Source organism: Paenibacillus sp. FSL W8-0439 (assembly GCF_038008995.1).
Classification (GTDB): domain Bacteria; phylum Bacillota; class Bacilli; order Paenibacillales; family Paenibacillaceae; genus Paenibacillus; species Paenibacillus polymyxa.
This window is the reverse complement of record NZ_JBBPAK010000001.1, coordinates 4,762,501-4,780,547: the sequence shown is the minus strand read 5'-3', so window position 1 is coordinate 4,780,547 and position 18,047 is coordinate 4,762,501. Positions and strand designations below refer to the sequence as shown.

General features: G+C 45.2%; 20 protein-coding genes. 18 read left to right on the top strand and 2 right to left on the bottom strand.

The window, feature by feature from the left end:
• Positions 1–39 precede the first annotated feature (39 nt).
• A complete protein-coding gene (locus tag MKX36_RS20720; RefSeq protein WP_340865515.1) occupies positions 40–834 on the top strand; it encodes an alpha/beta fold hydrolase in 795 nt (264 codons plus the stop codon).
• Positions 835–933: 99 nt separating this feature from the next.
• Here the strand turns inward: MKX36_RS20720 and MKX36_RS20715 are convergent, their stop codons facing one another.
• Positions 934–1,500, bottom strand: a complete 567-nt coding sequence (locus tag MKX36_RS20715; protein ID WP_016820269.1) for a pyridoxamine 5'-phosphate oxidase family protein — start codon at positions 1,498–1,500, stop codon at positions 934–936.
• Between the two features lie 391 nt (positions 1,501–1,891).
• Here MKX36_RS20715 and MKX36_RS20710 point away from each other — a divergent pair, with 391 nt between their 5' ends.
• Together MKX36_RS20710 and MKX36_RS20705 are read left to right on the top strand one after the other, a co-directional pair.
• Positions 1,892–2,548 carry a DUF6483 family protein gene (locus MKX36_RS20710; protein ID WP_016820268.1) on the top strand — a complete coding sequence of 219 codons (657 nt, stop codon included), beginning with the start codon at positions 1,892–1,894 and terminating at the stop codon, positions 2,546–2,548.
• Positions 2,535–3,749: a class I SAM-dependent methyltransferase gene (locus tag MKX36_RS20705; RefSeq protein ID WP_019688593.1), complete on the top strand. Its 1,215-nt coding sequence runs from the start codon at positions 2,535–2,537 to the stop codon at positions 3,747–3,749. The genes MKX36_RS20710 and MKX36_RS20705 overlap by 14 nt, the downstream gene beginning before the upstream one ends.
• An 80-nt stretch (positions 3,750–3,829) precedes the next feature.
• Here the strand turns inward: MKX36_RS20705 and MKX36_RS20700 are convergent, their stop codons facing one another.
• Positions 3,830–4,153 (bottom strand): hypothetical protein, encoded by a 324-nt coding sequence (locus tag MKX36_RS20700; protein ID WP_017425943.1) that lies wholly within the window; start codon positions 4,151–4,153, stop codon positions 3,830–3,832.
• A 145-nt stretch (positions 4,154–4,298) separates the two neighbouring features.
• Here MKX36_RS20700 and MKX36_RS20695 point away from each other — a divergent pair, with 145 nt between their 5' ends.
• The 15 genes from MKX36_RS20695 (at position 4,299) to MKX36_RS20625 (ending at position 17,520) form a co-directional block, all read left to right on the top strand.
• Positions 4,299–4,913, top strand: a complete 615-nt coding sequence (locus tag MKX36_RS20695) for a DedA family protein (RefSeq protein WP_013373027.1) — start codon at positions 4,299–4,301, stop codon at positions 4,911–4,913.
• 1 nt (position 4,914) lies between these two features.
• A complete protein-coding gene (locus MKX36_RS20690; RefSeq protein WP_017425942.1) occupies positions 4,915–5,484 on the top strand; it encodes a thioredoxin family protein in 570 nt (189 codons plus the stop codon).
• A 3-nt stretch (positions 5,485–5,487) separates the two neighbouring features.
• Positions 5,488–6,117 (top strand): MBL fold metallo-hydrolase, encoded by a 630-nt coding sequence (locus tag MKX36_RS20685; protein WP_016820263.1) that lies wholly within the window; start codon positions 5,488–5,490, stop codon positions 6,115–6,117.
• A 244-nt stretch (positions 6,118–6,361) separates the two neighbouring features.
• Positions 6,362–6,571 carry a hypothetical protein gene (locus tag MKX36_RS20680; protein WP_016820262.1) on the top strand — a complete coding sequence of 70 codons (210 nt, stop codon included), beginning with the start codon at positions 6,362–6,364 and terminating at the stop codon, positions 6,569–6,571.
• An 80-nt stretch (positions 6,572–6,651) separates the two neighbouring features.
• Positions 6,652–7,038 carry a hypothetical protein gene (locus tag MKX36_RS20675; protein ID WP_016324719.1) on the top strand — a complete coding sequence of 129 codons (387 nt, stop codon included), beginning with the start codon at positions 6,652–6,654 and terminating at the stop codon, positions 7,036–7,038.
• Positions 7,039–7,330: 292 nt separating this feature from the next.
• Positions 7,331–7,618 carry an Asp-tRNA(Asn)/Glu-tRNA(Gln) amidotransferase subunit GatC gene (gene gatC / locus MKX36_RS20670; RefSeq protein ID WP_016820261.1) on the top strand — a complete coding sequence of 96 codons (288 nt, stop codon included), beginning with the start codon at positions 7,331–7,333 and terminating at the stop codon, positions 7,616–7,618.
• 27 nt (positions 7,619–7,645) lie between these two features.
• Positions 7,646–9,103 (top strand): Asp-tRNA(Asn)/Glu-tRNA(Gln) amidotransferase subunit GatA, encoded by a 1,458-nt coding sequence (gene gatA, locus MKX36_RS20665; RefSeq protein WP_039276213.1) that lies wholly within the window; start codon positions 7,646–7,648, stop codon positions 9,101–9,103.
• Positions 9,104–9,129: 26 nt separating this feature from the next.
• Positions 9,130–10,575, top strand: coding sequence for an Asp-tRNA(Asn)/Glu-tRNA(Gln) amidotransferase subunit GatB (gene gatB, locus MKX36_RS20660; RefSeq protein WP_016820259.1), 1,446 nt, complete (start codon positions 9,130–9,132; stop codon positions 10,573–10,575).
• A gap of 134 nt (positions 10,576–10,709) precedes the next feature.
• Entirely contained in the window at positions 10,710–11,171 is a 462-nt protein-coding gene (locus tag MKX36_RS20655; RefSeq protein WP_340865511.1) for a GNAT family N-acetyltransferase, read from the top strand.
• Between the two features lie 59 nt (positions 11,172–11,230).
• Positions 11,231–11,944 (top strand): MgtC/SapB family protein, encoded by a 714-nt coding sequence (locus MKX36_RS20650; protein WP_016820257.1) that lies wholly within the window; start codon positions 11,231–11,233, stop codon positions 11,942–11,944.
• Between the two features lie 83 nt (positions 11,945–12,027).
• Positions 12,028–12,672 carry a hypothetical protein gene (locus tag MKX36_RS20645; protein WP_151255515.1) on the top strand — a complete coding sequence of 215 codons (645 nt, stop codon included), beginning with the start codon at positions 12,028–12,030 and terminating at the stop codon, positions 12,670–12,672.
• 7 nt (positions 12,673–12,679) lie between these two features.
• Complete coding sequence (locus tag MKX36_RS20640) at positions 12,680–14,083, top strand: DUF4097 family beta strand repeat-containing protein (protein WP_340865509.1); 1,404 nt, start codon at positions 12,680–12,682, stop codon at positions 14,081–14,083.
• 108 nt (positions 14,084–14,191) lie between these two features.
• Complete coding sequence (locus MKX36_RS20635; RefSeq protein ID WP_013373015.1) at positions 14,192–14,623, top strand: Fur family transcriptional regulator; 432 nt, start codon at positions 14,192–14,194, stop codon at positions 14,621–14,623.
• Positions 14,624–14,809: 186 nt separating this feature from the next.
• Positions 14,810–16,528 carry a glycosyl hydrolase family 18 protein gene (locus MKX36_RS20630; protein WP_340865506.1) on the top strand — a complete coding sequence of 573 codons (1,719 nt, stop codon included), beginning with the start codon at positions 14,810–14,812 and terminating at the stop codon, positions 16,526–16,528.
• Between the two features lie 56 nt (positions 16,529–16,584).
• Positions 16,585–17,520 carry a nucleotidyltransferase-like protein gene (locus tag MKX36_RS20625; protein WP_017425935.1) on the top strand — a complete coding sequence of 312 codons (936 nt, stop codon included), beginning with the start codon at positions 16,585–16,587 and terminating at the stop codon, positions 17,518–17,520.
• Positions 17,521–18,047 lie beyond the last annotated feature (527 nt).

Genomic DNA, 18,047 nt, shown 5'->3' with positions numbered 1-18,047 from the left:
AGAACCAATAGATTATATACAGAGAAGGAAGGGTTCCACATGGAAAAGGTATTATGCGAAGGAACGACGATCTGCTATGCCGAACAAGGAAAAGGAGATCCGATCATTCTGTTGCACGGATTTTGCGGAAGCTCCTCCTATTGGGATGAGGTTGTTCCCTTGCTATCCCCAAGCTATCGTTGTATTGTTCCAGACTTGCGTGGACACGGACGCAGCGATGCTCCACTCGGAGCCTATACGATTGATCAAATGGCAGACGATGTGCTTAAACTTCAGGAACAATTGGACATTCCTCAGGCTGCATGGTTTGGTCACTCCCTAGGAGGCTACTTAGCCCTTTCCGCGGCCCAGAGACATGCAGAGCGTCTTACGGCCTTTGGATTGATTCATTCGACGGCTTATGCAGATACGGACGAAGGTAAAGAAAAGCGGAACAAGGCTGTATCCACCATTCAAACGGAAGGAATTACAACCTTTGTAGATGGGCTCGTACCGGGGTTGTTTGCTCCTGAACATGTGGAGTCGATGCCAAACCAACTACTCAGAGTCAAAGAAATTGGCTACAAAACACCTCCACAAGGAGCCGTAGGAGCATCACTGGCTATGCGCGAGCGCCCGGACCGTCGGGATGTACTGTCGGCTTCTGCATTGCCAGCTCTTTTAGTAGCAGGCGAGCAGGATCAGGCGGTTCCTCCAGCACGGACGTTTACAACAGATCGGGCCGGAGTAACTCAGGTTACCCTACCGCAGTCTGGACATATGAGCTTGTTCGAAGCACCACAGTTATTAGCGAATGCCATCTTGTCATTTTTGGACCAGAACTTGAAAAAGTAGAGTAGGGTAAGTCTAAAAACCGGAACCTCTGATGTGGTAACAGAAGAGATCCGGTTTTTTGCTGACTTGTTGCTTCATATCGGTTGATGTGTAAAATGCCTAAGTCATATTGTTTTTGTTCAAGGCAAACGCTGTCGGCAAACCGTCAATACTTTCTAAATTTTTTTCGTATGCATACTTTTTAAGTGCTTCTTCGCCCATCTGAATCGCTACGTCCTTCAGCTTTTCCCGTTCGCTCGTGTAAGTCATGAAGGGAACTGCAAAACCACATGAATGTTGCACCATATGAACATCTACAACAATGATTTGTCTTGCTCCAGGCAGTGGATTGAAGAGAGGATACAGCTCATTCCAACGCTTTGTGTTGGGCAGCACGACTGTGCCAGTACCAAAGAGCCTTAATACACAGGGCTCGCCTTCAAATGCACAGAACATGATGGTTACCCGTCCGTTCTCTATAATGTGTGCGCTTGTCTCGTTGCCACTTCCCGACAAGTCGAGATAGGCTACCTTATGATCTGACAATATACGAAAAGAATTATATCCCTTGGGGGAAATATTCACATGCCCCGTCTCAGATACAGGTGCTGATCCTACAAAGAAAATATGCTGTCGCTGTATGAACTCCTTATATTCCGGTAGTATCGAACTAAATTGTTTTCCCATACTTCAACATCCTTCCTGTAATTAATGCACAATTTTGTTTCTTGTGAAAATAAATATTATGTTTTATTTTGTGATTTAATGCATTACAACGATTATTTTTGTTTCTTATGAAACAAAAATAACATGAGGCTAACGGAGAATCAATATCAAATTTTCGAATACTTGTATTTGAAGTTGATCACATGATCGGCTACAAAACATTGTGCTACCCAAATGTTACGTGTCATACGTGATTTTCTGAGTGCCGGATCATTGATGCTATAAATGATTTGTAATTGTACTAATAGGACGCCATGATGGCGGCATTTGGCTTTTAGACAAGGATGTCTTACAATCAGAAGGGATAGGGTTGCTGGTTCTCTAGGCATCAGGATGAAAGGAAGGGAACGGCTTGCTTAGAAAAGATTATTTGCTTAGTATGATGGAAGAATTGACATCAGCAGTAGCATCAGTGCTCGGTCTGAGGCGTGAAAATAAACACGTCGAAGCGCTAAAACAGCTAGATGACCTACTCAACAAGCAGTTTCGCCTTCGTTCAGATTTGCTCAGACGATTGCCGCCAGAACAAATTATTGAGCTTTTCCGAATGGGCCCTGGGATGGAAGCGGATGAGCTTCAGCAAGTGGCTCGCATTCTGGAAGAAGAAGCTGTTATATACATGGAGACCAGCAGAATAGACGAGGGCATACGAATTTTAATGAAATCTCTTCATTTATATTTGTACAGCGATCTGAATGGCGCGAATCGTGATCTACAGGTCCTGCCTGAACGAATAGCGTGTATCGTACAACTGGTTCATGAATATGAGCTTTCTCCTGAAACCAGCAAGCTACTGGCTGTTCATTATGAGCGGGAAAACAGACTGGACCAAGCCGCCGATGTCTGGTTTGGATTGGCATGGGAGCAGCCAGAGCTGGGATCGGAAGCAGAGGCATTTTACAGTCAGTTACTGGATAAGACCGATGCAGAGCTAGAGCGGGGTGGAATTTCACGCCGGGAAATCATCGAGGGTTTGTCCGAGATCACCCAATTACATGAAAGAAAGTGAGATGTACCTTTTGGATTCACTGCGCGAACTTGTATACCAATTGACCACGGGAGGCTCCCTCATAACAGCAACGCTGAGTCAGCTACGCAAGCGTGAGGATGCTTCTTTTACTAAAGTGCAAATCAAACCTGTGGAATTGAAAAACAAACTGCATTACCAGTTTGCCTTTCATTACAGCAACAAAGTCATTCATGAAAATCTGACCCCTGATGAAGCTAATGAGCGCATGACTGCCTTGTTTGAGGACACATTCCGCCAAGGACTTCTATGTGCCAAGGATGCAGACTATCAGGTGCTGATCAGTAAAAAATATAAAGTATCCATTCTGACAAAGTCACCGAGCAAAAGTAAAGCCGATCTGTCTCATAATCGCAAAAAGCAATATGTGCTTGAGGAAGGAGAACGTATTCCTTTTCTGATTGAGCTGGGGATTATGAATGAGGACGGTAAGGTACTGGCCCGCAAATACGATAAATTCCGTCAAATCAACCGTTTTCTCGAAATGGTGCAGGATGTATTGCCCAGCCTTCCGGTAGGCCGCCCATTGACGATTGTGGATTTTGGCTGCGGCAAATCGTATTTGACCTTTGCCTTGTATCACTATTTGGCAGTACAGCAAAAACGACCTTTGCAGATTGTCGGTTTGGACTTAAAGGCAGATGTTATTGAAACCTGTAATGTTCTGGCGCAAAAGCTGCAATATCGACAGTTGGAGTTTCTGGTCGGAGATATCGCAGACTACAATGAACTGGAGCAGGTGGATATGGTCGTTACCTTGCATGCATGCGATACAGCAACAGATGCAGCGCTGGAAAAGGCTGTCCGCTGGGGAGCGTCTGTCATTTTATCAGTTCCGTGCTGCCAGCATGAGCTGTTTAGCCAACTGGAAAACCCGGTCTTGGAGCCTTTGCTCTCCCATGGCATTTTAAAGGAGCGGTTTTCTGCACTGGCAACGGATGGAATCCGGGCCAAGCTGCTGGATATGATGGGATATCGGACACAGCTCTTGGAATTTATCGACATGGAGCACACACCTAAAAATATTCTGATTCGTGCTGTCAAAGGCCAAGCGGGAGAACGATCCGTTCTGTGGCGTGAGTACACAGCATTTCGGGATTTTATACATGCTGATCCTTATTTGGAACGTGCTTGTGCGGATTTGCTTCCCGAAGGAGCGGGGCAGAAGCAGACACATAGCTAAGAATATAGTGAAAGTGGAGCCACTGCGGGGTGGCTCCACTTTTTTGTAGATTACAGTTCATGGTTGCTGTACGCAAACCGCTACCCGCCATAGGCACTTCTAAAAGCGGTGCACAAGACATCGCGATCCACCTTCCACAATGCCGCGAGCTCCTCGCTGACATCTTCGTCCCACCAGTCGCACAGTAGTTTGCGATTGCTATGGTTTTCCGCAATCCAGATGAGGTGGCCGACGACCTTGCGGCAATATAGCTCCTCGCCCTGCTTGACCAGATCAGGAGCAATGTGAACAGGCAGACGTTTGCAGGTTCGGTACAGCTCTTTGCAGCATGCGCGGCGGATCCCGCGAGCCGTGGGCAAACGGGATTGTGAATTGTCATGTTTGGGGAATTTGCCGGGAGGCATATTGTACCCCCTCCTCTCTCTCACAACTTATGCGGGCAGAGGAGCCGGGGTCACTGACCTCCCTATTTGAGCGAAGTGGCGGCGTGTTCTGCCGCTGTGATACACTAATGAAAATAGAGAAACAGGCAGGGAGTGGGAAGAAAAAATGGACCATATATCTAGTATCATTAATTATTTGTTTGAGATCATTCGTAGTCTTGGGTATTTTGGTATTATGCTAGGCTTGATGGTGGAGGTCATTCCAAGTGAAATTGTCCTCGCTTACGGCGGTTTTTTAGTGTCCTCAGGTCATATTAATTTTTTTGGCGCAGTCGTGTTCGGAACGATTGGCGGGGTGCTGGCCCAACTGTTCATTTACTGGATTGGACGCTATGGCGGCAGACCTGTATTAGATAAGTATGGGAAATACATACTCATCAAAAAAAGCCATGTCGACCACGCTGAAGCCTGGTTCAATAAATATGGCACGGGAGTCATTTTTACAGCTCGCTTTATCCCTGTTGTTCGTCACGCGATCTCAATCCCTGCCGGGTTGGCTCGAATGAACGTATGGCGCTTTATTATTTTGACGACGCTGGCGATTATACCTTGGTCTGTTTTGTTTATATATTTAGGTATGCTGCTGGGAGACAAGTGGGAGCAAATTGACGAAGTGGCAGCACCTTACATCAAACCCATTTTGCTAGTTGCTCTTGCGCTCCTGATCATTTATTTTGTTATCAAATGGATTGTAGCCAAAAACAAAAAAGGAAGTGTATAACATGAGCCGTACTAACGTATCGCAATATTTCGGCAAGGGCTTGAGTCCTGAACAATTTATGGAGGGCATGGAAAAGAACAAAGAAGCCTTCCGCTCCGGATACGATCAGTTTGTGTGGAGCAGCGAAGAGGATCGGGAGTTTTTTGAAAGCCTGAACCATCGTGATGATCTGCGTGTGCTTATATTGGCTGCCGACTGGTGTGGGGATGTAGTACGCAATGTGCCAGTTGTGTTCCGTGCGCTGGAGAATAGCGGTATCCCAACCGAAGTATTGATTCTGGAAAATCATCAGGCGCTGATGGACGACTTCCTGACGATGGGCGGACGTGCTGTGCCGATTGTGATTTTTGCGGATACTGGGGGTCACGTACTGGGTCACTGGGGACCACGTCCTGCACATGTCCAACAAATTATGATCGAATTCAAACGTGAAAATCCAGATCGGGAAGCCGATGACTATCAAGAAAAAATCGCAGTTGCTCGCAAAGAAATGGCTGCAAAATATGGGGAGGGAACCGAGGTTCATCCTGTGATTGTTCAGGAATTACGCGAGCTGATCTCGGGATTTTAACTTATGACCTTATCCATTCGCAGCTTTAATCTGGGTCCACTTCAAACGAATGCTTATTTGCTTCAAGGGGATGATCCACAGCGCGCCGTTATTATTGATCCAGGAATGAATCCGGGACCTTTGCTGAGAGCGATTGAGTCCCTGACCATTGAAGCTATCCTGCTGACCCATGCCCATTTTGACCATATTGGAGGGGTGGAGGAGATTCGCAATGCGAAAGGATGCCCAGTGTATCTGCACGCCTTGGAGCAAGACTGGCTCACATCTCCTAAGCTGAATGGCTCCCTGATGTGGCCAGAGGCTTCTCCACCGATCTCGACAGGACCTGCCGAATATGATTTGGCGGAAGGACAGCAATTAAATCTAATTGGGCACACGTTCAAGGTGTTCCATACACCGGGGCATTCACCCGGAAGTGTTAGCTTCTTGTGTGGCAAAGATCTTTTCTCCGGGGATGTGCTATTCCGTCAGGGTGTCGGACGTACCGACCTGCCGGGGGGGCGGGAACGGGATTTGTACGATTCCATTCAGAATAAATTGTTTCCGCTTGGAGATGACGTTACGGTCTATTGTGGTCACGGACCCAAAACATCCATTGGTTATGAGAAAGCCAACAATCCGTATATCCGGTAAATTTGATAAACGTTAATTAATTGAGGCAAAATCAAAGAAGTGACAGGTTTTGCCTCAATTCGACAACAAAATATAAATTATGTATAGACAAAGGTTTTTATTTTTGTTAACATAAATTTATTGAAGTTACATACTAAACTCGCGAAGCACGCAAGCTGTGGATGAATCCCGGTTTGCGTTCTTTTTTTTGCCCATTAAGAGGATAAAGAGGCATGAAGCCGTCAGATCACAAGGGGGAGCAAGAATGAAAAGAAAACATATATATGAGGTACACCGTGAGAAAGAAGGTAGTTTCCGTCTTCCCAAAATAGTAGATATTGAAGATGTTGTGGTAGGTTCCGAACCGAAGATCATAACTTGGAAAAAGGTGAAACGGCAGGGCGGAACCCTTACGCAAAACTGGCATATACGGCTTAATGAGCATAGATTTGGACGTGGAGACGGTCGATTATGAAGATACATAGATGATATAGACAAGCTACCTTTTTTTTAGTAGACTTAGCAGATAAGTTCAGACAAACGGGGGGGCTAACGATGCATCATTTAGGAGCTAGAATTATGATCGTCGCGGATGCTTTTGAGCAGAATCTTCCTGTGGGCGAACATGGTTATATCATTGCTTATGACCGTAATGCGGACAATGCTTTTGACTATGTCATTCGCGTACCGAAGGTGAATCGCAATTTTTTCGTACCATCCGGGGACATTGAGCTGGAAGAAAGTATTCTCAAGCTGGAAGCCGAGCGGATTGAGCGTGAAGCGCTGATAGATTACGCCCTTGCTACTCATAATGAGAAGCTGTTCAGACATGTGATGAACGGTGGTCATGATTCAGTAGAGACTGAGGAAGAAGAAACCGCGGCAGAATTGTTGTCACAGGCTGATTTTATTAAACAAGTTAATTTGCGTGCTTGGATATAGGACCGGCTGTTGCCGACTCTTTTTAACAATATATAATGGGCACGATTTCAGCTGCTATAGTTTTCTTGAAAGAGCACCGAGAGGTGCTTTTTTTATATTCTTTTAGTAACATTTACCTCATTGATGTACAGTCTGCTTCTGTACCGCGTCAAAGATTGAATTGTATAGGGTTCTATCCTATAATTAAAAACGTTATTTCAAAGTTCGGTGTAACATTTTTGATACCAGGATTTTGCAAAATCCGATTCCAGTCGCTTATTGGATTTTTATATATACATGAGGAGGGTTTAGAATGAACATTTCCAAGGAAGATGTCCGTCACGTAGCCAGGCTGTCCCGATTGAATTTGACCGAGACTGAGGAAGAAACTATGACAGGGCAATTAAACGCCATTCTCCATTATGCGGAGAAGCTGAATGAGCTGGATACGGAGCAGGTAAAACCGACCACTCATGTGCTGCACGTCAGCAATGTCATGCGAGACGACGAAGTTCGCGAAAGTTTGACGCATGAGCAAGTGATGCGTAATGCACCTGAAGAAGAAGATGGACAGTTTAAAGTTCCTGCTGTTCTGGAATAGATTTCACATTTGAAAGGAGGATGCAAATTGAGCTTGTTTAATAACACATTGCCGGAAATACATAATAAGCTGCATCAAAAGGAAATTTCCGTGAGTGATCTAGTGGGGCACGCTCTGGAGACAATTGATGCGCGGGAAGAGAAGATCAGGGCCTATATTACTGTCGACGAGGAACGGGCTCGGGCATCCGCACGTCAGCTGGATGATCAGCTGGTTTCGGGAGAGGAACGAGGGTTGTTGTTTGGTCTGCCGGTCGGTATTAAGGATAATATCGTGACGGAAGGGCTGCGCACAACATGTGGCAGTCAGTTTTTGAAAAATTTTGATCCCGTGTACGATGCCACAGTTGTCGGTAAGTTACGCGCAGCGCAAACGGTGACACTTGGTAAAATGAACATGGACGAATTCGCCATGGGTGGTTCTAACGAGAACTCCAGCTTTTTCCCTGCACGTAATCCTTGGGATTTAGAACGTGTTCCCGGCGGTTCCAGTGGCGGCTCGGCTGCAGCTGTTGCGGCAGGTGAAGCTTATTTCACGCTCGGTTCCGATACAGGTGGCTCCATTCGCCAGCCCGCTTCTTATTGCGGCGTAGTTGGCTTAAAACCAACCTATGGTCTGGTATCCCGTTTTGGACTGGTGGCTTTTGCTTCGTCTTTAGACCAAATCGGTCCGATTACAAAAAATGTTCAGGATTCAGCCTATGTCCTGCAAGCCATTGCAGGTTATGACCAGAAGGACTCCACTTCTGCGAAGGTAGACATTCCTGATTATTTGAACGCTTTAACCGGAGATGTGAAGGGACTTCGTATCGCTGTGCCTAAAGAGTATCTTGGTGAAGGCGTAGATCCACAGGTCAAGGAAAAGGTGCTTGATGCACTGAAAACACTGGAAGGATTGGGCGCTGTATGGGAAGAGGTATCTCTTCCGCACACGGAATATGCAGTTGCGACGTACTACCTACTGGCTTCATCTGAAGCATCGTCCAATCTGGCCCGCTTTGACGGCGTGCGCTATGGTGTACGCGCTGACAATCCGGATAACCTGCTCGATCTGTACCATCAGTCCCGTACGCAAGGGTTTGGTCCTGAGGTGAAGCGTCGGATTATGCTCGGTACCTATGCACTCAGCTCCGGGTACTACGATGCTTATTATTTGAAAGCTCAAAAAGTGCGCACACTGATCAAACAAGATTTTGATCGTGTATTTGAACAATATGATGTGATTATCGGGCCTACTGCACCGACTACCGCGTTCAAAATCGGTTCCCAAGTAGACGACCCATTGACAATGTATTTGAACGATATTTTGACGATTCCAGTGAGTTTGGCTGGCGTGCCGGCGATCAGTATTCCTTGTGGTCTTGCAGATGGAATGCCAGTCGGACTACAAATTATCGGGAAAGCCTTTGACGAGTCTTCTGTACTGCGCGTAGCGCATGCATTCGAACAAAATACTGAATTTCACAAGCAGCGTCCGCAGCTGTAATTTGCCAAAAAGGAGGGAACCTATTCATGTCTACAACTACATCGAAGTATGAGACGGTCATTGGACTTGAAGTCCATGTGGAATTGCATACGAAGTCCAAAATATTTTGTGGATGCTCGACATCCTTCGGAGCACCGCCAAACTCTCATACATGTCCGGTCTGTCTAGGACATCCGGGGGTATTGCCGGTATTGAACCGTCAAGCCGTTGATTATGCGATGAAAGCGGCAATGGCGCTCAATTGCACCATTGCTGATGTCAGCAAATTTGACCGCAAAAACTATTTTTACCCCGATTCACCGAAGGCTTACCAAATTTCGCAATATGACCAACCGATCGGTGAGCATGGCTGGATTGATATTGAAGTGAACGGTGAAACCAAGCGTATCGGCATTACCCGGTTGCATTTGGAAGAGGACGCGGGGAAATTAACCCACGTTGATGGTGGCTATGCGTCTTTGGTTGATTTTAACCGGGTCGGCACACCGTTGGTTGAAATCGTTTCGGAGCCGGATATATCTTCGCCGGAAGAAGCCAAGGCTTATCTTGAAAAAATACGTGCCATTATGCAGTATTGTGACGTATCCGATGTGAAGATGGAGGAAGGCTCGCTTCGTTGCGATGCGAATATCAGTCTTCGTCCGCATGGACAAAAAGAGCTGGGAACCAAAGCGGAACTGAAAAACATGAACTCCTTCCGTGGCGTACAGCGCGGACTGGAATATGAGCAGTTCCGGCAAGAACAGACGCTGGACGAAGGTGGAACGATCGTACAGGAAACACGTCGCTGGGATGAGGCACAGGGTAAAACCTTGTCCATGCGTGGTAAGGAGCAGGCGCACGACTATCGTTATTTCCCAGACCCGGATCTCGTTACACTGCATATTGATGAGGAGTGGAAAGAGCGTATCCGTGCTTCGATTCCTGAATTACCCGACCAGCGTAAAGCACGTTACACTTCGGAATATGGATTACCTGAGTATGATGCACAGGTAATTACGTCCTCCAAGCCATTGGCTGATTTGTTCGAGGATAGTCTTCAGTACACCAAGGATGCCAAAGCCGTATCCAACTGGATTATGGGGGATTTACTCGGCTATTTGAACAGTGCCAATGTAGAATTGTCGCAGGTTAAATTGACAGGTCGGGGCTTGGGTGAAATGATCGGACTACTGGAGAAGGGTACGATCAATAGTAAAATTGCCAAAACGGTCTTCAAGGAAATGCTGGAAAGTGATAAACTGCCACAGCAAATTGTTGAAGAAAAAGGGCTTGTGCAAATCAGTGATGAAGGTGCAATTCTGACAATTGTCGAACAAGTTGTAGCAGCCAACCCGCAATCGGTCGAGGATTACAAAGCTGGCAAGCAAAAGGCCATCGGCTTCTTGGTCGGTCAAGTGATGAAGGAGAGCAAGGGCAAAGCTAACCCTGGCCTCGCTAATAAGTTGCTGACAGAAGTGTTGAACCGTTAATGGCATAGTTATGACAGGGGCTTGTCTTTTAGGGACAGGCCCCTTTTGCATAGGTGCAAAGACACGAATGGGGCATCAAACACGTATTAGAAGCGTGATGACATATGATGAGTTTCCTTAGGAGGGCAAACAGCATGGTTACCCTATGTTCATTGGAAGATGATAATATTGTCAGTCAGATATGGCGTCTTCAGCATGTCGCTTATAGACTGGAAGCTGAACTGATTGGATTTGATGAGATTCCTCCACTGATGGATACATTGGAGACGCTGAGAAGCTGCGGGGAGTCTTTTTATGGGTGGCTGGAGGATGATGAACTGCTAGGAGCACTAGCTGTGCAGTCTGAGTCATCTGGTTCGCTTACCCTTACACGTATGATGGTTCATCCAGATCATTTTCGCAAAGGGATTGCGGACTCCTTAATGAAGCATGTTTTGAATGAATATCGGAATGTCCCCCTGTTTATCGTCACCACTGGAACTTTAAACACTCCTGCGGTGACGCTTTATCGAAAACATGGTTTTCGCCCCGTTTCCGCGGCAGAAGTGGCCTCAGGCGTGGAATTAACCACCTACCATTTGCATAACGTGGAATAATACTCACAAACCGCGTGCCCGGACAGGGAAGCACGACATAACCGGGAGGAGAGACTCGAATGAATAATCCGTGGATTATAGATGATTCACATATCATTTTACGGCTATTACTGTCCATGCTTCTCGGTGGATTCATTGGCTTTGAGCGAGAACGTTCCAATCATGCTGCTGGTTTGCGGACTCACATTATGGTCAGTCTTGGATCGGCGCTGATTATGCTACTCTCCATTTACGGCTTTGCTGATTTTATCAAAGAAGCTAATGTGCGTATAGATCCAGCTCGTTTGGCTACGGCGGTGATTACTGGCGTAGGCTTTTTGGGCGCAGGTACGATTATGTTCACAGGTAAATCCATTACTGGACTCACAACGGCGGCTTCCATTTGGGTCGTAGCTGCCATTGGCCTTGGGGTCGGAGCAGGCTTCTATTTACCCTCTATAGCGGCAACTGTGCTCGTATTTTTAAATTTATGGGTGTTCAACAAATTAGAACTTCGGTATATGCGTGGACGCAAGCCTCATCTTATTACATTGTACGGATTGTCCTCTCACGGATTGCTCGATCAAATTTCGACTTATTTAGAGCAGGAAAAAGTGGAAATACGTAAAATCATGATTAAAGAACATGAAAATGTTCCATTTCATGAATTGCACCCGGATCGTCAGAGTATGGAGGTTTCCCTGGAGGTACTGGCCCGACATGACTTTAATCCGGTGCGTATTGCAGCTGATTTACGACAATGGGAAGATATAGCTGCCGTCTCCGTTGAGTGATCACAACCCTTTTTTTTACAGTTACTATCAAATCTGATTGGGGTACTATGTAACCATCAAAGTATTTTACAGCGGAGCTACGTATGGAATTCAAAGGGGAGGATGGCATGAACTCGGAACAACCGTTACCGTCGGGAGAGTCCGGACAGGCTGAACAGCCACATGGACAGAAACAGCGGGAACGTCTGCAATACGCTAAATTTCGCAAAGTAATTGCCATTATCATGGCAGCACTGATACCTGGAATGGGACATCTTTTTTTAGGACTATTTATTAGGGGGCTTACATTTATTGTATTGCTCCTGCTAGATATTTTTGCGATGCTGTATGTTTCCTCCGATGGATTGAGGATTAACATCCCATTACTAATTTTGCTTGGCTTGTTCATACCCGTTTTATATTTTTATAATGTATATGATGTCTTACAGTCAGCGGATTACATGGTTCGTTATCGGCGCAAGCCAGATCAATATGCACGAATGGATGCTAGAGGTCAGCAAAGTAGTCCATTTTATGCGTGGGAAAGAGGCTTTGCTTTTGCTGTGCTATTGGTGGCAGGCGGTGGACTTATGATTCTGTTCCGCATGAAACCTCGCTGGTTAAGCATTTTCTTCGAAGATTATGGGTTCCTGACGCTGGCCATTATATTAATGATAATCGGTTTATTTCTTTTTCTAAGGGAAGCCTTTCTATCCTTTAAACGTAAAAAGTTGAAAGAAAGAGGGTGAAGCAGGCGTGCACCGCAAAATAAGAGTCGGCCGCTACACCTCTTCGCTTCTGTTGATGGCTGTAGGCATTTTGCTGATTGTAGATGTGCTTCAGAACACGGAATATATGCTGCAGCTCCTTGTGTGGTGGCCTGTAATCTTTGTGCTTTGGGGTCTGGAGTATCTGATTTTTTTTGGCGTGTATTATCGCAAAGAGGGTAAGCCTGACAACGGACGACGTTTCAGACCTGACTTAAAGGGAATTCTGTCCGCTTTGGTAGTGGCTGCTTCGGTTTTTATCGTGACCCAGCAAAACCATTATATGTACCTGTGGAACCGGGTTAGTCTCAATCTGACATCGGCTTCTATGGATTTTAGCCAGGCTAAAGAGAATCGGTATGATATGGGTGGTATGCTGATACCTGTAACTATGCAGACGTCCGATTTAGTAGTTGATTCAGTGAATGGGGATATAACACTAATCAGAAGGTCGGTGTCCAATATAGAGGTACGTGGGACTCTATGGGTGGATCAAGCGCCTGCTGCCGAAGCGGACAAGATTGCTCAAGCTTCTTCACTGACTTCTACCGACGGCAAGACCATCCAGATTCGTCCGGAGGTACAGTCATACGGAGCATCAAGTAAACGTCAGCCTCGAATGAACATGTTGATCACCGTACCAGAGGATCGGCGCTTCAATATGCAGATTAGAACCTCCAACGGGAATATTACCTTGAATGGAGTAGACGCTATCGACAGCATCCGGCTTGAGAGTGGTAATGGGAATCTCACAGTTAATGACGCTATCGGTAATGTCAAAGGAGGCACCCTGAACGGTCAGATTAGATTGCATCGGATTTCCGGAGATGTGGATGTACGCACGAACCGTGGCGATATGCAGGCAGGGGATATTGAAGGTGCATTGTCACTCCACACTATGGTAGGTGACATTCAGGTCGCTCGTTCGGAAGGGGATATTACCGTCGATACTCAAAATGGTGACATGAATGTGCTGAATTCTACAGCCAAGCTGAATGCAAATTCGCTTAATGGCGCTATCAAAGTGCATAGCGAGAGGGTAGGTGGAGATTGGAAAATATACAGTGCTGTTGGTGATATCGTATTGGATCTTCCATCAAATGGAGATTTCCAGTTAGAGGGTTCAAGCAGTTATGGTAATCTTCAGTCTGATTTTCCATTTAAGATAGACAGTAAAAGCATTTCAGGGCAAAACGGAGATGGCAAATATGTGATTAACGTAGAGGGTAACAGCAATTTAACCATTAAAAAGTTATTGATGCCGTCGTTACCCGACTTGGATGATTCTGGAGGATCGACTGCGCCCGATGCAACTGGAAGTTCTCCGGGTGAACCTGAAGTTCCTGCGACCGATACTTCTGTAGGGACATCCGGCGACAATACGGCGCGTTGACAAGATTCTTGAGTAGACCGTACAATGTGAGTAGCTTTAGAAGTGAATTGTAAATAGATGCGTGGTAATTGATAGGATTGCAAGTAAGGGATAAGGCGGTGGACATATATGGCAGCACGCGTCCAGCATGCTTTGGAACTTCTGAAGAAGACAGGTGTACGCATAACACCCCAGCGCCATGCCATATTAAACTATTTAATGGAATCTATGGGGCATCCGACTGCAGATGAAATATATCGTGCGCTTGAGTCCAAGTTTCCAAGTATGAGTGTGGCTACGGTTTATAATAACTTAAAGATGTTTATAGAAGCGGGTATGGTACATGAGTTGACCTATGGAGATAACGCCAGTCGTTATGATGCCAATATTTCGGAGCACTATCACATCATTTGTGAAAAATGCGGAAAGATTGAAGATTTCAGTTATCCGTATTTGGCAGATGTGGAACGCCATGCCGCGTTGGAAACAGGCTTCGAGGTGCATGGACATCGTATGGAGTTACACGGAGTATGCAAAGCTTGTAGTAACAAACAATCGTAGCGAAACAAGGGATAAAAGTTTTTAGTGCGGTATGTATATATTGTAATGGATTGGAAACGTGAGGAATTCCCCATAAGTGGGGATTTACCGCGTTTTTTTGTTTAAATCACTTTGTTTTTTGTCTCAGGTAATCTGTTAAAGTTACAAAATACAGAAATCAAAATTTCTTACAATGGAGGTTCAATATTGGCCAGAAATCATTCCAGACGCCGCCGTAAACGTTCTCGATTCAAAGGAGCGGCAAGCCTGCTATTATTCGCAGCGATTATATGCGCAATTACTGTCGTATGGTATGGTAATCCTCTTCACGAGAAACCCGATTGGCAGGGGAGTGTCCGACCTATTTTTATGAAGGGCAAGTTGACCGGATATGAAGCTCAAAGCTCCGGCAAGAACATGCTGATGCCGCTTAAATTGATACAAGGTCAAATTGACCCTACCATTCGTTATGAGGATGACAGCCAAACCGTCATTATGGCAACGAGACAAAGCTTGCTCCATATGAATGTTGCAAAGACACAAGGCGAACTGAATGGTAAAACATATGCACTTAGCGCCGCCCCTCAGATAATCAGTGGAGAGGTGTATATCCCCATTGAGGCTGTACGTGAAGTATATGGTATATCCATCCACGAAGACCCTGTAACAGGGGCTGTCATTCTGATGAAAGCTGGAGAGAAGGTCAGGCTAGGTAGTGTAGAAAAGAAAGATGGGCAACAGGATGCTAGAATTGCTTTACGCAAAGAAGCCTCTAGTCTATCTTTTATTTTGGCAGATGTATCACAGCAGACGAAAGTACGCATCTGGTCTCTACAGGGCGATTGGTATTTTGTGCAGTTAGACAATGGTTATGCAGGATACATGAAGTCAGACTGTATCTCTGAAGGAGAAGAACTTGTGATACCTTCGGTTAAGGACGATTTGTCAATCTCGGAGAAGCATTGGCAGGGTAAACCTGTGAATCTCGCTTGGGAAGCCGTCTATAATCGTAAGCCTGATCCTTCCAAATTTGACCCTATGCCTGGAGTAAATGTGGTGAGCCCTACATGGTTCAGCGTCGTTGATCATGAGGGTACTGTAGAAAGCAAGGCGGACCCGGCATATGTCAGCTGGGCACATCGTAAGGGCATGGAGGTATGGGGCTTGTTGAGCAACAGCTTTAACCCCGAAATAACAACAGAGGCACTATCTACCTTTGAACGTCGAAAATCGATTGTAGATCAGATAATCTCACTTGCCCAAGAAAATGATCTGGATGGTATTAATATTGACTTTGAAAATGTCCATACGAAGGATGGCCCCAATGTCACCCAATTTTTGCGGGAACTTAAACCGATGGCCCGGGAACATGATTTGATACTGTCCATTGATGTTACACCTAAATCTCAAAGTGAGATGTGGTCTGTTTTCTTGGATCGAAAGGCATTGGGGGCTATAACAGATTATCTCATGGTAATGGCGTATGATGAGCATTGGGCGGCTAGTCCAAAAGCTGGTTCCGTCGCCTCATTACCATGGACAGAAGCGTCAATTCGGCGGATTATTCAGGAAGACGAAGTGCCGCCTCAAAAAGTGGTTTTAGGTATTCCGTTATATACCCGCGTTTGGTCCGAGACTCCCAAAGAAGGGAAGATTAAGGTCACCTCCAAATCAATTGGTATGGAGTCAGCAGCGGATATCGTAGCCCAATTTAAGTTGAAGCCCAAATTTAGAGCTTCTGAGGGTCAGAATTATGTCGAATATACCGAAGACGGTGTGGTCAAAAAGATTTGGCTAGAGGATCAGATATCCCTGAAGGCAAGAGTAGAACTTGCCAAATCACTGAACCTGGGCGGAATTGGTGTGTGGAGTCGGAGCTTTGCAGATGAAGACGCTTGGATAACACTGAAAGAAATAATTAAATAAGATAAAAAATTATACAATTGAAGAAGGAAGTTTCTTATTTATGTAGAAATGATCACATGTATCCAAATATCCAATTTAGCGGTTATAGCCGCCTTGCAGGTATGGAGGGTGAAGTGCAGCTAACCAAATTAAACCTGATGCATGATGAATTGTTGCAGGAAGATTCAATAGGTGTTATTTCGTACAGAAAGCCGGGAGAATATTTTCACGGTTCGATGTTGTATGACTTTGATGAACTCATTCTAATTATTGGAGAAGGCCGGGAGCCAGTTCGATCTATACAACACTTATTTATTAATGGATTAAAATGCCAAGTGTTGTACACAACGCTTAGTTGTCTGAAGGGTTGGATTATCGCAGGTGAACAAGCCAACATTATAGATTATGTGTTAGAAGGTCGTATGGTCTGGGAACGAGATGACAGGGTACGTCTTTTAAGACAGGAAATTATTGAATTTAACGATCCACTGCGGGAGCAGAAGCGATTTCATGAGTTCTCCCGCTTTCTGGTCAATTACGTTCAGGGTAAGAAAGCAGTGCGAGAAGGGCGGATCATTGACGCTTATCAAAGTGTTCTGAAGGCACTGGATCATTGGGCGTCTATTGAACTCATTGAACGTGGGATTTATCCAAAGGTTCACTTATGGGTTCAGATGCAGCCGCTGGATCGAACAATTGAGAAGCTGTATAACGAACTCACATTAAGTACGGAGACTCTGGAGCAACGGGTTGAACTGGTACTGCTTGCTTGTGAATTTTCTGTCATGTCGAAAATGGAGGAGTGCTCCTCTCCGCTATTCCGTATATTAGGCAGCAGACGGGAACCTTGGTCTATAGATGAACTTATGAATCATCCTGAGCTCAAGAATCTACAATTAGATCTTACCGTCGTGCTCCGTAAACTGGTTTATCGTTCGCTTATTAGAGAATCAGCCGTCGGGGAATTTAGGGATCGCGGACAAAATCGTGAACTGCGCTACTCCCTTCTTTGATGAGCAGAGGTTATTTTATCAGGAAGAAAGGTCGATAAATGATCTTTTCTTCCTTTTTTCTTATGTGATTAGAATTTACAGGAGATTAAAAAATATAAATGATTATTTTAGCTTGACGAGTATGTAAAATATGTGCTAAGTTATAACTCGCCCCATTAAGCAACACGAATAATTTAGAACTGTCTAAAGCAGGATAAAGGGTGTTGCATCAAGCAAGGAAATAAATTTTTAAAAAAATGCTTGACGAAAAATGAGGTTATGTGTTACATTATTTAAGTCGCCGCTGAGACGCGGTGGTGAAACAAAGTGAGAGAAAATAAAGTTTGATCTTTGAAAACTGAACAACGAGTGAGTACGGATTTTATTTATAAAATCCAATGCTGAAATTTTGGTACATGCCATCTGGCTGTATGAAATGGAAGCAAAAATGAGATATTTTATCTCGTCAGTTTCAAAATGAGCTAATCGCTCTTTCTATATTGTTTCATCTTCGGTTCTTCTCCTTGGAGTGGATGAAGATGAAACAG

Excerpts from the sequence above, each read along its gene's own strand:
- MKX36_RS20720 (WP_340865515.1), top strand. The coding sequence starts at position 40 with ATGGAAAAGGTATTATGCGAAGGAACGACGATCTGCTATGCCGAACAA.
- MKX36_RS20715 (WP_016820269.1), bottom strand. The coding sequence starts at position 1,500 with ATGGGAAAACAATTTAGTTCGATACTACCGGAATATAAGGAGTTCATA.
- MKX36_RS20705 (WP_019688593.1), top strand. The coding sequence starts at position 2,535 with ATGAAAGAAAGTGAGATGTACCTTTTGGATTCACTGCGCGAACTTGTA.
- MKX36_RS20700 (WP_017425943.1), bottom strand. The coding sequence starts at position 4,153 with ATGCCTCCCGGCAAATTCCCCAAACATGACAATTCACAATCCCGTTTG.
- MKX36_RS20695 (WP_013373027.1), top strand. The coding sequence starts at position 4,299 with ATGGACCATATATCTAGTATCATTAATTATTTGTTTGAGATCATTCGT.
- MKX36_RS20690 (WP_017425942.1), top strand. The coding sequence starts at position 4,915 with ATGAGCCGTACTAACGTATCGCAATATTTCGGCAAGGGCTTGAGTCCT.
- MKX36_RS20685 (WP_016820263.1), top strand. The coding sequence starts at position 5,488 with ATGACCTTATCCATTCGCAGCTTTAATCTGGGTCCACTTCAAACGAAT.
- MKX36_RS20680 (WP_016820262.1), top strand. The coding sequence starts at position 6,362 with ATGAAAAGAAAACATATATATGAGGTACACCGTGAGAAAGAAGGTAGT.
- MKX36_RS20675 (WP_016324719.1), top strand. The coding sequence starts at position 6,652 with ATGCATCATTTAGGAGCTAGAATTATGATCGTCGCGGATGCTTTTGAG.
- gatC (WP_016820261.1), top strand. The coding sequence starts at position 7,331 with ATGAACATTTCCAAGGAAGATGTCCGTCACGTAGCCAGGCTGTCCCGA.
- gatB (WP_016820259.1), top strand. The coding sequence starts at position 9,130 with ATGTCTACAACTACATCGAAGTATGAGACGGTCATTGGACTTGAAGTC.
- MKX36_RS20655 (WP_340865511.1), top strand. The coding sequence starts at position 10,710 with ATGGTTACCCTATGTTCATTGGAAGATGATAATATTGTCAGTCAGATA.
- MKX36_RS20650 (WP_016820257.1), top strand. The coding sequence starts at position 11,231 with ATGAATAATCCGTGGATTATAGATGATTCACATATCATTTTACGGCTA.
- MKX36_RS20645 (WP_151255515.1), top strand. The coding sequence starts at position 12,028 with ATGGAATTCAAAGGGGAGGATGGCATGAACTCGGAACAACCGTTACCG.
- MKX36_RS20635 (WP_013373015.1), top strand. The coding sequence starts at position 14,192 with ATGGCAGCACGCGTCCAGCATGCTTTGGAACTTCTGAAGAAGACAGGT.
- MKX36_RS20625 (WP_017425935.1), top strand. The coding sequence starts at position 16,585 with ATGTATCCAAATATCCAATTTAGCGGTTATAGCCGCCTTGCAGGTATG.